The 13,091-nt window shown below is 36.6% G+C and carries 9 protein-coding genes and 1 pseudogene; all 10 read right to left on the bottom strand.

Going from position 1 to position 13,091, the window contains the following annotated elements; genetic code table 11:
• Window positions 1–540: 540 nt before the first annotated feature.
• A complete protein-coding gene (locus tag AC2A07_RS15590) occupies window positions 541–867 on the bottom strand; it encodes an SMI1/KNR4 family protein (protein WP_484051150.1) in 327 nt (108 codons plus the stop codon).
• A 9-nt stretch (window positions 868–876) separates the two neighbouring features.
• Window positions 877–1,278, bottom strand: a complete 402-nt coding sequence (locus AC2A07_RS15585; protein WP_484051149.1) for a hypothetical protein — start codon at window positions 1,276–1,278, stop codon at window positions 877–879.
• A 194-nt stretch (window positions 1,279–1,472) separates the two neighbouring features.
• Complete coding sequence (locus tag AC2A07_RS15580) at window positions 1,473–1,718, bottom strand: hypothetical protein (protein WP_484051148.1); 246 nt, start codon at window positions 1,716–1,718, stop codon at window positions 1,473–1,475.
• Window positions 1,719–1,892: 174 nt separating this feature from the next.
• Window positions 1,893–2,519 carry an immunity protein Imm33 domain-containing protein gene (locus AC2A07_RS15575; protein ID WP_484051147.1) on the bottom strand — a complete coding sequence of 209 codons (627 nt, stop codon included), beginning with the start codon at window positions 2,517–2,519 and terminating at the stop codon, window positions 1,893–1,895.
• A 754-nt stretch (window positions 2,520–3,273) separates the two neighbouring features.
• A pseudogene (locus AC2A07_RS15570) lies at window positions 3,274–3,468 on the bottom strand (RHS repeat-associated core domain-containing protein); the annotation flags it as partial.
• 31 nt (window positions 3,469–3,499) lie between these two features.
• Window positions 3,500–3,916 (bottom strand): hypothetical protein, encoded by a 417-nt coding sequence (locus tag AC2A07_RS15565; RefSeq protein ID WP_484051146.1) that lies wholly within the window; start codon window positions 3,914–3,916, stop codon window positions 3,500–3,502.
• Window positions 3,909–7,421 carry a DUF6443 domain-containing protein gene (locus AC2A07_RS15560; RefSeq protein ID WP_484051145.1) on the bottom strand — a complete coding sequence of 1,171 codons (3,513 nt, stop codon included), beginning with the start codon at window positions 7,419–7,421 and terminating at the stop codon, window positions 3,909–3,911. Before AC2A07_RS15560 ends, AC2A07_RS15565 begins: the two co-directional genes overlap by 8 nt.
• 85 nt (window positions 7,422–7,506) lie before the next feature.
• Window positions 7,507–10,695, bottom strand: coding sequence for a hypothetical protein (locus tag AC2A07_RS15555; RefSeq protein WP_484051144.1), 3,189 nt, complete (start codon window positions 10,693–10,695; stop codon window positions 7,507–7,509).
• 302 nt (window positions 10,696–10,997) lie between these two features.
• Window positions 10,998–11,696 carry a DUF1826 domain-containing protein gene (locus AC2A07_RS15550; protein ID WP_484051143.1) on the bottom strand — a complete coding sequence of 233 codons (699 nt, stop codon included), beginning with the start codon at window positions 11,694–11,696 and terminating at the stop codon, window positions 10,998–11,000.
• A gap of 955 nt (window positions 11,697–12,651) precedes the next feature.
• Window positions 12,652–13,089: a hypothetical protein gene (locus AC2A07_RS15545; RefSeq protein WP_484051142.1), complete on the bottom strand. Its 438-nt coding sequence runs from the start codon at window positions 13,087–13,089 to the stop codon at window positions 12,652–12,654.
• Window positions 13,090–13,091: the final 2 nt, after the last annotated feature.

Below are 13,091 nucleotides of genomic sequence, written 5' to 3'. Positions count from 1 at the left end.
TTTAAAGATTTTTTTGCTAAAAATGCAGTAGCTTTATAATACAAAAAAAACCTCACTTTCTGAGAGGTTTTTTATTTATATGCCACACGATATAATGGGCTACGAAGTTACAAACTTCGCAGAGCGGTTAAAAGCAATTTTTTATTCAGAATAATCAAAGATTATTTTAAAATTATCAACTGAATAAATTATTTGTAATATTCTTAATTGATCCTAAAAATTTAAATTTAAATGCGGTGTATTTCTTTAGGCAACTCTTGGTTACCGTTCGAACTACATTAACATCCGCATCCTCTGGAAGGTCTGCGAGTATGCAGCCCCCAAAAAGTCAAGGACTTTTGCTACCTTAACCAAAAACTGCTATTCGATTTTTTGAGTTTAATCCGCAGAAGACCTCTACAGGAACTTTCTTAACCTTAATAAGAACATTTCTCTCATCCTCGATGAACTGGTGCAGGGTTTCCTCGACCTCATGGATAAACAAATTGACTAAACACATACCCCTCTGCGATTGCAGTGGAGCTATTTTAATGTTTAGAATTATATTATTTCTATCTCATCTGCTTTAAAAGCATTTAAAAATTGAGTGAAAGTTTCTGCTAAAAAAACAGCATCCTTTTCTTCCATTCCAATAAAGGGAATAGAATAGAATTTTTTGTTTTCTTTTTTTATAAATATCCCAACACCACCTCCGTTTGAGCCAATAGCTATAAAATTAGGAACAAACTTTTGTGTTTCGTAATCATCATTTATTTCATTTAAATCATCAAAAGGAAATAATTCAATAAATCCGGAATCAGAATATATTTCATATTCTTGAGTGCCATTAATGTAATCCAAATAATCTTTTGGATATGTAAAATTCATTTTCATAAATCATCTACCATTCAATATACTTAGAAAATTAAAAAATGAATCTGCAAGGGATTGCGGCTTAACTTCTCCAATATATAAAAAATCAATCCCTACAATCTTCCCAGAAGTTTTATCAAAAGCATATCCATGATTAGCTCCGTCTGTTCCAATAAAAAAAAGATTAAAAGAGTCTTCTACGTCAGCATAGTAAGGATTACAAGAAAGTACGTTTTCAATATCCCATAAAAAGAGATGTCCATCTTTTCCAATATTTCCTTCCGCTCCGTTGTATTTGGAGATAAAGCTTAAGTATTCCTTATCTATATTGAAGTCAATTGTTTTTATAAAATGCGTATATAGAGAATGACTTGGAAGCTCATTTTTTGTAAAATTACTTAATAGTAAATCAATATTATTATCCATATTATTATTATTTAGCTGATTTTTGAAGTTTTTTCCAAAACGTATTGTATAGTCTATGTTCTTGTGGAGTCAATGCGGTATCGTTAATCCACTTCCCTGTAATACCCCTTCTGATCTTTTAGGTTGGTAATATTCCTGTTGAGATCATATATTGTTTTTTCAAAATATTCTTTAGCTGAAGTATTGACATCTTTCTAGTAGAAACCTGCCAGGAGTCTGTTGAGTCTGTCGTAAACATATCCATACCTTCTGAGGTTGTCACCTGCTGCCGTGTTGGTTTTCCAGTACATTTTACCGATATTTCCGTTAAATCTGGTTTTGACTTTAAGATCCATTAAATCAGTATTGGGATTTTCTTCTTCCTCCACTTGGTTGTATTTGATTTTATAGCCGAACAGATCACTTCCCAAATTTACCGAGCATTGATCTACGTCATCCATCCCCGTATATTATACTGATAATCTACGGTCTGAAGAGGAGTTGATGAACTTACCCCGCCAACTTTCTTTGTTTTTAACTGTGAAAGCGGTTTGTAAAACAAAATGTATCGCTATAAAACACATAAAAAACCACCGTAATTACGGTAGTTATTTTTCAATACTCACAAATAGTATTTATTTTATTTGGTTGTCAAACCAAAAACCTTCTTCTTGACTATCCTTATAAAACCTATATCCTGGTGGTAATGCTAAAAATTTAATTATATCAAAACGTTTATTGATTATAAAATATAAATAATCTACTACTAATGTGTTTGCATCTCCTTTATAGGAATTTGAAGTTAAATACCATCCCGTCATATGTGATGGAGCAGGATATCTCACACCATTAATCTCACTACCATTATAAATCTCTTCTGACAATGCTATTTTTTGACTAAATTTAGGAATCAAAGGAGATACTCCTTCTTTTACTAGACTTAATTGTATTCTATATATTTCGGTAGCTATATTAATTCCCTGTTTATAGATATTTTTCCCATCCAAAACACTGACCAACTCATATATTTCAATATAAGTTTCGTTAAAAACAAATTGTAACATCCACGATCCAAGCTCAAACGTTTCTTTATCTTTGAAAATTTTATCTTCTGTAATTATATATTTTAAAATATAATCAATAACATATTTTACTTCTACTTCATTGTAATTTCCTTTTTTAATTTTAAACTCTTTGTTAATAATTGATTCAAACCCTTTCGTTATGAAAAAAAAATCATTTTCTAATATATTATATAACATCTTTATTCTCTATTCTTTATTGATTTAAATTACTGATATCATAACCTTTCCTTTTTAAAGCAGAAGTAGTTCCTCCTTGTGAAGCAGAACATCCAGCACAATGCGGAAACAAATTTTGAGGTGTTCCCTCTGGAACCAATCCACTTATTGGTTGGTGGTCGGGCGTGAAATTACCCGAACTTCTCCCGGACTCTGTTACACCGCAAGTATGACAACCTTCTGTACTACCTATCTGATTAATAGCTTCCCTTTCTGCTGCATTAAAAGTTTGACTTGTACTCCTTGCAGGTATAGATTGTCCTGCATAAGGACCAGGTTCTAAAGTAGCAGTATTTACTGACGGATGAACTCTTTTTGCTTCTGATGTAACCTGTTCAAATATACTTGGGGTTGCTTTTGTCTTAGTCAAAACATTTCCAACACCTTTTGCCGTCCCCGCAACAGCTAATTCAATTACTTTTTGTGTCAAATCAGCTCCCGCTTCTTTGCCTGCTGCATTCACGCCTTTTGTTGCTGCTGTATATCCTAAGCTATATACATTAGTTATTGGCACGAATGTTTTAGCAACACTCTTAAACTGACTATTCATTGCCCCAACAGGGTCTTTCGCCATTGCCTTACTCTGTGCATTCAGAGTATTTATAGGGTGTTTCACAAAATTAACCGTTCCTTGAACGAGACTTTTTCCACCCTCATATAAACCCGAATAATATGCTTTTGTAAGATTCCATATCCCACAACACTGTTGAGCTTCTCTGCCATCAGGATCAACAAATATTATCGGATTGTCTAAAGCGTAAGTGTAGGTAGAAAATCTTCTGGATTTTTCTGCGAGTTCGTCAACTACGCTCCATCTTCCAATATCGGGCATGTAAAACCTCGCCCCGTAATCATACATTCCGGTCTCAGTCTGTAATTCTTTATTGTTGTACTTGTACTGATATGCATTCTGAGTGGTTAATAATTTTTAGACAAGAATATTACCTTTCTATGTTCAAGTCATCTTTAACTTTAATGAGCATAGACCTTTCACTATCTTTTTTATCATAAAGCCAAATTGTATCTTTATTGTATTTTGTTACTTTAATTTGAGAATTGTAGTTCATCAAGGTGAATATAGAATCATTAGCAATACCCCATTCTAATCTTTGATCAATACCATCATCTACAAATAGTCTTCTTTTCTTTTCAACTTTGTCAAAAGAATATTTTGAAAGTTTACCGTCTTTAGAAAGCTTTAAAGTAAAGCCGTAGAATTCAGCCCTATCTCTTGGCCATTCGTAGTTCCAATAGCCAATACTATCGTTATATAAAATAACATTTTTTATTTTATCACTTGCACTTGAACAACTTGTCAAAAATATTATAACAAGTATAAATTTTATAATCTTAATCATTTGGATTTTTCATTATTTCTACAGGTTGTGGCTTAGACTGTTTTGTTCCATTTTGTATAACTATTTCCATTGGTTCTCCCTCATATCCTCCAATAGTAGAAATATAAGCACCACCTTTATTATTGTTATTAAAATCTGATATATATGGATCCATACCTTGCCATGAAATTTCTTTATTTTTATAAGAGTTCCATAACCTTTGTGCAAAGCCGAAAGCAACAGAATTTTGATTTCCTTCAGTAGAATATCCGTAGTCTGAAGTTTTAGATTGTCCTAGATAAACTTTTGCATGATCTAGGAATGTATATTTTACATTTGGATTTTCACTTTTATGCCCATTTGCTCCAGCTTCATGATCCAAGGTATTTCTGAGATCATATAAATCATTATAGTTTCCTTTTGCAAGTTGTTTAGTGTTATAAAATACAGTTCCAGTAGCTCTGGAGGTAATAGCTCCAGTATCTTCGCTTTTTATTTTACCGCTTACACCATAATATCCTGAAAGTCCTTTTTGTCCAGCGTAATGAGCAATTATATTACTTACAGCTTTGATAGTCCCTTTTTTACTATAATCTAATTGGGAAAGTTTAGCGTTTCCTTGGTCAGTATGCACTATGATATTATTTGTTTTTTTATTATCTCTGTACATAAATCTTCCATTTTTATTAAAATGGTCATCAAGAGGTGCTCTTCCGTCCGGATCGATGAATCTAATTGGGTTATCAAATGCATAATTATAGGGAGACCACCGTCTCATCTTCTCTGTAAGCGGATCCACCACACCCCATCTTCCAATATCCGGCATATAAAACCTTGCTCCATAATCATACATGCCCGTCTCAGTCTGTAATTCTTTATTGTTATACTTGTATTGATAGGCTGGGCTTCCACTTAGATAATTATATCCTTCATGCTTCAATCCAAAAGGATAATAATTATTTTCATCAACAGGATTTGCATTTCCTGATTCATCTTTCTGATAACTCAGCCTTACATTGCCTAAATGATCAGTATAGCTGTAAATATAACTATTATTTTTGAAATCATAATATCCTTCTGACGTGGGAAGAAAATCCAAGGTCATCATTCCCTGGCTTCCGGAATACTGGAAACCGTCGAGATAGTCTGTACTGTTGTATCGCTCTGCTTTACCCTTATTGAAAAAATAAGTGTATTTCTTTCTCAGCTTTGTGCCGTCTGCACGGTACAGGTAATCTAACCTTACATTCCGAATTTCATTTTCTCCATCTTTGTTTCTGACGATGTATTCTATGTCAAATTTATAATAATCCGGAAGATTCAGGATGTTGTAATTTATTTTTAAGATCCCCTTATCTTTCTGATCTTCCATGTTTCCATTGAGATCATACGAAATGGGATTTCCCGAAGCTTCGGGATATCCTGAATACTGACCTGAAATATCCGTGACGCTGTTTAATCTGTTTCCGGTGTAACTGTAATTAAGGTCATCAATCCTCATAGCCGTCGCGCTTCCCTGTAATACCCCTTCTGATCTTTTCAGGTTGGTGATATTCCCGTTGAGATCATATGATGTTTTTTCAAAATATTCTTTAGCTGAAGGATTGACATCTTTCTGGTAAAAACCTGCCAGGAGCCTGTTGAGGCTGTCGTAAACATATCCATACCTTCTGAGGTTGTCACCTGCTGCTGTGTTGGTTTTCCAGTCCACTTCAGCGATGTTTCCGTTAAATCCGGGTTTGACTTTAAGATCCATAAAATCAGTGTTGGGATTTTCTTCTCCCTCCACCTGGTTGTATTTGATTTTATAGCCAAACAGATCACTTCCCAAATTCGCCGGATCATTGATCTTCGTCATCCATCCCCGGATATTATACTGATAATCCACCGTCTGAAGAGGAGTGGATGTATTGTTACCGCCGACTTTTTTAGTTTCAAGCTGTGAGAGTTCATTATATTTATTCTGTGCAAGATACTCTGTGGGATTATTGTCTACTTTATGTGTATGTACCAGTAATCTGTTCTGATGGTCATAGGTAAAGTTCTCGGTAATGACTCTTTCCGTATCGGTATTCAACCTCTTGTGACGGGTGATCACCTGTTTCGGGGTTCCTGAGAAATCAAGTTCCGATTCCGTTCTGGTGTAGCCTCCCAGGTAATTAACAGAATGCGTGGCTATAGGTCTCCCTTTCAGATCATACCAGGTGTAATTCCTTGTCCATTGGTCATCTTCTATATTTTTGACGTAGACAGCCAGGGAGAGGCTTCTTGTATTTTTGGAGATCGCGCTTTGATCTGCCTGTTTCAGAACATCCTGCCCGATGATCTGCGAAGGCGAGAAGGGGGTGCCGGGAGGATAGGTATCATAGTAATTAACGCTTAAAATACTCGTCATGTCTGAGGCAAAAGAAGTATTCGAATAATAAACAATCATCCCATTTTTTGTAAATCCCGCAGAATCTCTCAACTCTGTAATCACTGCAGGATGAATCATATTCTGCAAGGTGATCCGGCTTTCCAGCGAATGGATTATTCCGGTATACACCACTCTTCCAAACTGATCATATTTGGTCATGAGCCAGTTATTTTGTGCTTTCATATTGGCATCCTGAGTCAGGATGAGCCGGTCTGCCCTGTCATAGACCCTATATTCCCAGCCTTTTCCGGGGAGCTTTTTTTCGACAAGCCTTCCGTCACCATCATAGCGGTACTGATAACAGAGGTCGTTTAAGACAGCATCAGGAATGGCTGTACCCGGAGGCAGAGCCTGAACAGCCTGCGAAGCATTCGGCGGCATTACAAATGCCAGCTGATCGTATTTATTATACACATAATAGGTATCCGCCTTTTCCGAAGCACTGATGATTTTCCTTATCAGAACAGTCTGATCCCTGGCGTTTTTAAATTCCACGGTCTCATTACCGTCTTCATCCTTTATGGAGTTTCTGTACAGCTGGCTGATTTTATAATAGCCATTTAAAGCTCCTGAATCATCGGCCGTTCTTAACAGGGAACTTGTTCTGCTCTCCACGGTGGTGGTTGGAGCGGTATATTTTCTGACCTCGCCGTCCGTATTGAGTGAATATGCAAAATTCACGGGTTTATCTGTCCATGCTGTCCCCGGCTGTACCTGCTGAAGCACCCTGTTCAAAGGAGAGCTTTCGATTATTTTTTCAGCATAGATCTTTTCCTGTCCGTAGGGTGTGTTGGGAGCATTGGTCAGAGGATCTGGTACAATGTCTCCGTTTAAAGTATTTGACTGGGGTACAGAAAGAAAATCCTTTACCTGTCTTCCGAAACCGTCATATTCGATGTATCCGGCAGTGTCTCTTCCAAGAGGGGATGATTTTACGCCAACCACCTGCTTTGGCCTTCCCAGGCCGTCAAAATACTGTACGGTTTCAATCCTTTTGATACAGTCCGCATCCAGGCATTCTTTCAACTGTACAAAGTTTTCCGTAGTGCTCTGCGCATGAAATAACATTGCTGCAAGCAGGGAAATAAAGTATATTGTATTTTTTATCATGAGATCTTTAATTATAGGGATGACTTCTGATGGATCCAGGCATATTAATAGTAAATTGTTTAATACGGTTATCCATTATCCATTATTACTGTTTGTAGTTGTATTTAAACTCTTTCAAGCTTTTACCCTGCTCATCGGCCACTTTTTCAAGCCTGTTTGCTGGGTCATATTTATAGGATTCGCGGATTCCTGAAGGAGCTGTGAGACTGGTAATCCCGATCAGCTGGTCGTAAGTAACAGAAGTGATCTGAAAATCTTTAAAAGCATGATCATTCCTTAAATTATTCAGTGCCGTGAGTAAAGCCGGCTCACTGGCCGGGTTTTGCATATCAGACTGCGAGGCATCAATAACAGCATTTACCAGAGGATTGTTTTTGATATTTTCATACTGTGCACCCTCGATCCTGACAATGGGCCGGTTCTGATCATATCCCCAGATAACAGTCACAGGTATGCCTTCTTTTGTGGTATACTGAAGTACATTTCCTTTATTATCATATTTATTGAAGGTGACGGCAGCGGTAGAAGTTCCGTCAAGAACATTATAAGCGATTATTGAAGTGGGGAAAACATGGGAAGGATCGTTGTATTGAGCCTCTGTTTTTGAGATCAGGCTTCCTGTATCTGCAGGATTTTCCTTTTTGGTAACACTGGTTTCCAAAGGCACACCGGTAATGTGGGCATCGATGAGTTTCTGAATGGCTTTTTCGTGGGCATATTGAAAAGTCGTAACCTGACTGGAGTTATCCGGAAAGTCAACCATAAGGGAAGTAGGATTAAGATGCTTATATGTAGTGTCATACTGGTAACCGGAAGTTTCTGTGGTGCTTTGATTATTGTCAAAAAAGCGGATGCTTTTCTGTGTTGTCAGTTTTACCCAGCTTGAGTTGACGGAATACCGTGAATACTCAAAGGTGGGGATATAATGCTGTGAAACCGTGTAGCACAGATCGCAGTAAATTCCTATGAGATTAAGTACATAGGGCTGTACGGTAAGTTCAGGGGTATTTGCCATATAATCGCTTGACTGGTCATTAAGCTTATAATCAAATGCGTAGTCGAATTCCTGCCTTTCCAACAGCCTGTCAGAAGAACTGTAAAATTCTTTTTTGTTGAGAATCCCTCTTGCATACTGATTATTAGCATACTGGAAAAAAGATTGCCTCCCCGTGCTGAAATTCGTAGAAGGATAATTGGTGAAATAGTCAATGGTCTTATATTTTTCTGTACCTGTCGTGTTTTCCACCTCTGTAATTACTCTCTTGTAAGCAACAGGTTTACCGTTAACAGTCGTAACATTGGCGTTTCCTGAATTGGTAACAATTAATTTCTCACATGATGCTCCGAGAGTTCCGTACGGGCTTTTAGAAAAATAATAGGAATCGATTTTATCTCCAAAATATTCACCGGATGTTCTGTTGTTCTCAAGGGTGTATTTATAATTCTGAGCCAGTACCACATTATTGTCAGAATTTCTTTTAACGATTCTTTTAATCCTGATTCCGCCGACACTCTTATCATAGTCTTTAAGCGGATTCTGAATCTCAAACCATTCCAGTTTTAAAGAAGCATACTCCGAAGGCGGAACACTGCCTGACTTTCTGATTCTTACTTTATAGGAAGTCTGTGCTGGCAGCATGAAGTCATAATCTTTTACAACCAGAAAAGTCTTGACCACGGTATTGCCGGCGTTGAGAATTTCTCCGATAAAATGCGGACCCGTAGGAAGACTTCCTGAGCCGTCATCTACAGGATTCACTGTTGAGGAGAACTTTATTTTAAAATTAACCTGGGATAATGAAGAGGGAGTACTGATGGTCTGCACCGGATCGGAATTCTGCACAAAAAGGTCGTTTCTGGTAATCTTTTTCTCATACCCGTTAAAATGAAAGCTGTCGCTTTCATATTCAAAATCCATGGAGCCTCCTGTAGGATATTTGATTTTTTTTAAGCTTCCGAGTTTGGCAAAATTGATATGAGGGTCTTTTTTATCACCCAATCCATAGATCTGACCGTCATACTCAATATATTCGATACCTGTATTTAATAATTCACCGTTATAATATCCCAGATAATCCACTGCATTGGAAAACCGGTTGGGAAGAGGAGCGTCTTCATAGTATTCGAACTGATATTTCTTATTTTCAACCGTTTCTACCAATTCATTCAATTTCAGCCTCTTCATTAATGAAGCAGTATGGTTGCCGTAATTCAGCACATCAATCTGCTCCGTAGAAATGAAATAACTTTGATTGAACTGATAATTCTGAATGATTTTCTGATTCATATCTCTGACAGTTATGCTGCTGAGTCTCTTTCCGTCGATAATATCTTCCCTGGTATCATAATTGAAACTGATCTCTCCTTCAGGAAAGGTGATTTTTCTCAAAACAGACTCTCTCATGATTTCCGAATACGTTGCATATTCATCATACTCATTCATAGCACCATCACCGCTTACAGACTCACATCCATAAAGTGGATAAGAAAATCTTTTGGTATAATTACTTAGGTAACCGTAAGAAACAGGATCATATTCAAAGAGTATTTTCTTGCCGGAAGGATAGATAATGCTTTGAATATTATATTCTGTTGTCTGTATATCCTGAACATCAGCAATTCTACCTCCCAAATTTCTTACAGAATTTCCGGCCGTAAAGTTGTAAATAATCCCTTTGTCATCAGTAATTTTAAAGATGTCCTCAATTTTCACTTTCTGATAAGGAATCTGTAGGATCTTTCCGGTATGGTCGTAGTGAAATTCTCCGGAAATACCATTTACAGAGTATGAAAAGATATCAGGCTGGGTATCTCTTTTTGTAGTCATATCCTGAACTCCTGTAATCTCATTAAATCCTGTAGCAGTTATAGCTAACGTATAGCTCGTTGACTGTTGGTCGTTAGGTGTGAAATAATTTTCATCCATCGGTATATTAGGAATCCATCCGGTATCTTCTGCACCAAAAATCTGTTTTGAAAGAGAGGTATTGCCTGTTGATAAAGACCATCCTAGACCGACTCTCGAAGCTGCTTCTTTTACTTTGACACCTGATCCGTGATAATTGATAGTAACAGGAAAAGTTTCTTTATCGATTTTAATATCATAAATAGGAATAGAAGAGCTGACGATTCCGGTATATGTAGAAGCAGGTATATCCGTAAACTTGGAGATCTGGGCGGCATCCGGTGATTTTAACGTGACATCGAATTTTTTATCCTGAGCCGGTAAAGTGCTGCAAAGAACGACGCAAAAAGTAATGTAAAGTTTTTTCATAGTTTGGGTTTTTAATTATTTGGCGCGAATTTAACTTTTTTTTAACGAATATGACAGTACTTGTGGGGATATTTCATCCAATTTTAATATGGATAGGATAAAAATAAGAGCATGTAACGACAGAACTTGCTGTGTTTTTATCTGGTTAGTATGGTCACTGCAGTATAGTATTAATGATAAGGTATTTTACACTAACTACTCTCACCTTTTATGGTACAATAATAATAAATCTCAAAATTTTTGACTCCAGGATCTTCAATAACTATATTTTTTAAGGATAAATCATCAACCTCAAGACTTTTTCAGCAAATCAAAAGCAGCCGGTACTCACCATCATTTTCTACAGGAGCACGGTGAATACAGGGTAAAACCTGTTGCTCAGGATGATCAACGGCGAGTCTCCAGAGATGTCCTGATCCCAGATTAACAGGCTGGGCGTCGGTAGCGGGTTCGTAATGTAAATCAAAGTAATTTTCCTGTAAAAAAGAGTCAAACTCTTCTTCCTGACCATCGTGTAATGCTTTAAGCTTTTCCCGGATTTCAGGAATCAGGATTTTCTGGGTTGCCTGATTATTGGATAAAATATCACTGGAAGCCCCGTAATAGGTGCATAAGAAAGTATCGGTGCCCAGCGGAGAGCGGTCGACATGAAATGAATAGACATCCGTGGAGATAAAGTCGAACTCTTCATCCCTTTCGTAATTTTTCAGTAAATTAAGTGAAGGGGATGCTCCGAAATCCGTCAGTATTTTCAGATCAGTTAAAATAATTTCTCTCGCAACATTACCATTTTCTGAAAGTTTGAGTGATATAAGATCTTCAGGATAGACTTCGGTAATATTCTCTTTTAGCTCAAGCTTAGATACGATTTCTTTAAAATCCCCTTTCAGATTTCTTTCCCAGCAGATCGCATTGGTATCTCCCTGAAACCGGGTATTAATAAGTTCGGAAAAAGTGGAAACTGTTTTAATCTGGCTGTTGACGGAAAATGGATTGCTCATATTTTTCAAAGATACCTGTTCATATACAGGCAAAATTAATGAACTGGCAGCAGATTATCATCAGGTTGAAAGTCTATAATAATAAAAAAAATTCAGTATCCGTTTCGGCTGTTGCTAAGGCTATTTTTTGTCAAGTTCCCTTAGATTATTTAAACTGGTCACATTACCCGATTCAGCAGCTTTCTTCCGGTACTTTTTGGCATTGTTTACATCTTTCATCTTACATTCGGTCATCCCTGAAGCAATCAGAATGACTTTCTGTTTTCATCATCTGAATTTTTCAGCTTACGGTATTTCTGAATATACTATTACCCTGAGCATTTACTATTGCCACTACTCTCTTAACCCAATTACGGAATGTTTGTGTATCTCCGGAATACCAGAAAACTTCTTAACCGGTTGATAATATCAAAAAGGCTCAGATGAATAATCCGAGCTAAAATTTTTAGTGTACGTACTTTTAAAGACAGTATGCTTTATTTTTCGATCGGAGGTTAACCTTTTTTTGACAATCGCATATTGACCTGAGCTAGAGTTTCATCATCAAATTCTTTTAACTTTTCTTCTGATAAAAAATCTTCCCAAATTACCTCATCTAAATTATTCTCTACCTCTACTAAATCACCATTTTTCCTAATTGCAAATGCTAACTGTTCTGTACAATGTCCAAACTGTTAGGATCACCAGCCACTAATAAGTTATCAGGTAGTGTAGTTGTAAATTTAGAATCAAACAAAGGAAATACTCTATTTACTTTTTGACCGTCCACAATAACTTCGGAAGTCTTAGGCTGCTGCAATAATGGCCGCAACCAGCCATCCCGGTCCAGGAATCATTGCACAGATCCCAATCATGTGGGTTGAGAATCATTTAGTTCAAAATCATTTTCTGACAGAGTAGATAGAAAAAAATCACAAAAAATTCCGTCTTCATAAGTTGTGAGACGGACGCTTTTCTACAAAATTTGATCGCTTTCTACAGCGGTATTTATTTTTACCATATTACCTTTATCATCATAGAAATTATACCGCTCAAATTTACAATCTTCTAATTTATAATTTTCTCCATTGCTGACAAACAGATACTCTCCATTTCTGATGTCGCCAGTTTCCAATTGAAGTATAGTTGCACCTTTTTGAATCTGCTGTCTCCATCCAACTATATCTTTTGAATATGATAGCCCGTAAAACCGCTGTTCATTTGGTGTAATTATGATAAAATTTTCATTTAGAACACCACCAATTTGCGGTATCAAAGGTTTATTAGCAGCAGCAAGTATAGTAACAAAATTATCCTTGTTAATTTTTCCATTACCATTTTTTATGTGGATATACCTATATTCTCTAAATTCAAATTCTTCTTTTCCAGGAAGATATATTTTTTTTATTTTCATAT

The organism is Chryseobacterium sp. HNCC26DJ238 (assembly GCF_057180465.1).
This window is presented reverse-complemented; position numbering and strand designations above follow the sequence as displayed.

Excerpts from the sequence above, each read along its gene's own strand:
- AC2A07_RS15545 (WP_484051142.1), bottom strand. The coding sequence starts at position 13,089 with ATGAAAATAAAAAAAATATATCTTCCTGGAAAAGAAGAATTTGAATTT.
- AC2A07_RS15580 (WP_484051148.1), bottom strand. The coding sequence starts at position 1,718 with ATGGATGACGTAGATCAATGCTCGGTAAATTTGGGAAGTGATCTGTTC.
- AC2A07_RS15585 (WP_484051149.1), bottom strand. The coding sequence starts at position 1,278 with ATGGATAATAATATTGATTTACTATTAAGTAATTTTACAAAAAATGAG.
- AC2A07_RS15550 (WP_484051143.1), bottom strand. The coding sequence starts at position 11,696 with ATGAGCAATCCATTTTCCGTCAACAGCCAGATTAAAACAGTTTCCACT.
- AC2A07_RS15575 (WP_484051147.1), bottom strand. The coding sequence starts at position 2,519 with ATGTTATATAATATATTAGAAAATGATTTTTTTTTCATAACGAAAGGG.
- AC2A07_RS15560 (WP_484051145.1), bottom strand. The coding sequence starts at position 7,421 with ATGATAAAAAATACAATATACTTTATTTCCCTGCTTGCAGCAATGTTA.
- AC2A07_RS15590 (WP_484051150.1), bottom strand. The coding sequence starts at position 867 with ATGAATTTTACATATCCAAAAGATTATTTGGATTACATTAATGGCACT.
- AC2A07_RS15555 (WP_484051144.1), bottom strand. The coding sequence starts at position 10,695 with ATGAAAAAACTTTACATTACTTTTTGCGTCGTTCTTTGCAGCACTTTA.
- AC2A07_RS15565 (WP_484051146.1), bottom strand. The coding sequence starts at position 3,916 with ATGATTAAGATTATAAAATTTATACTTGTTATAATATTTTTGACAAGT.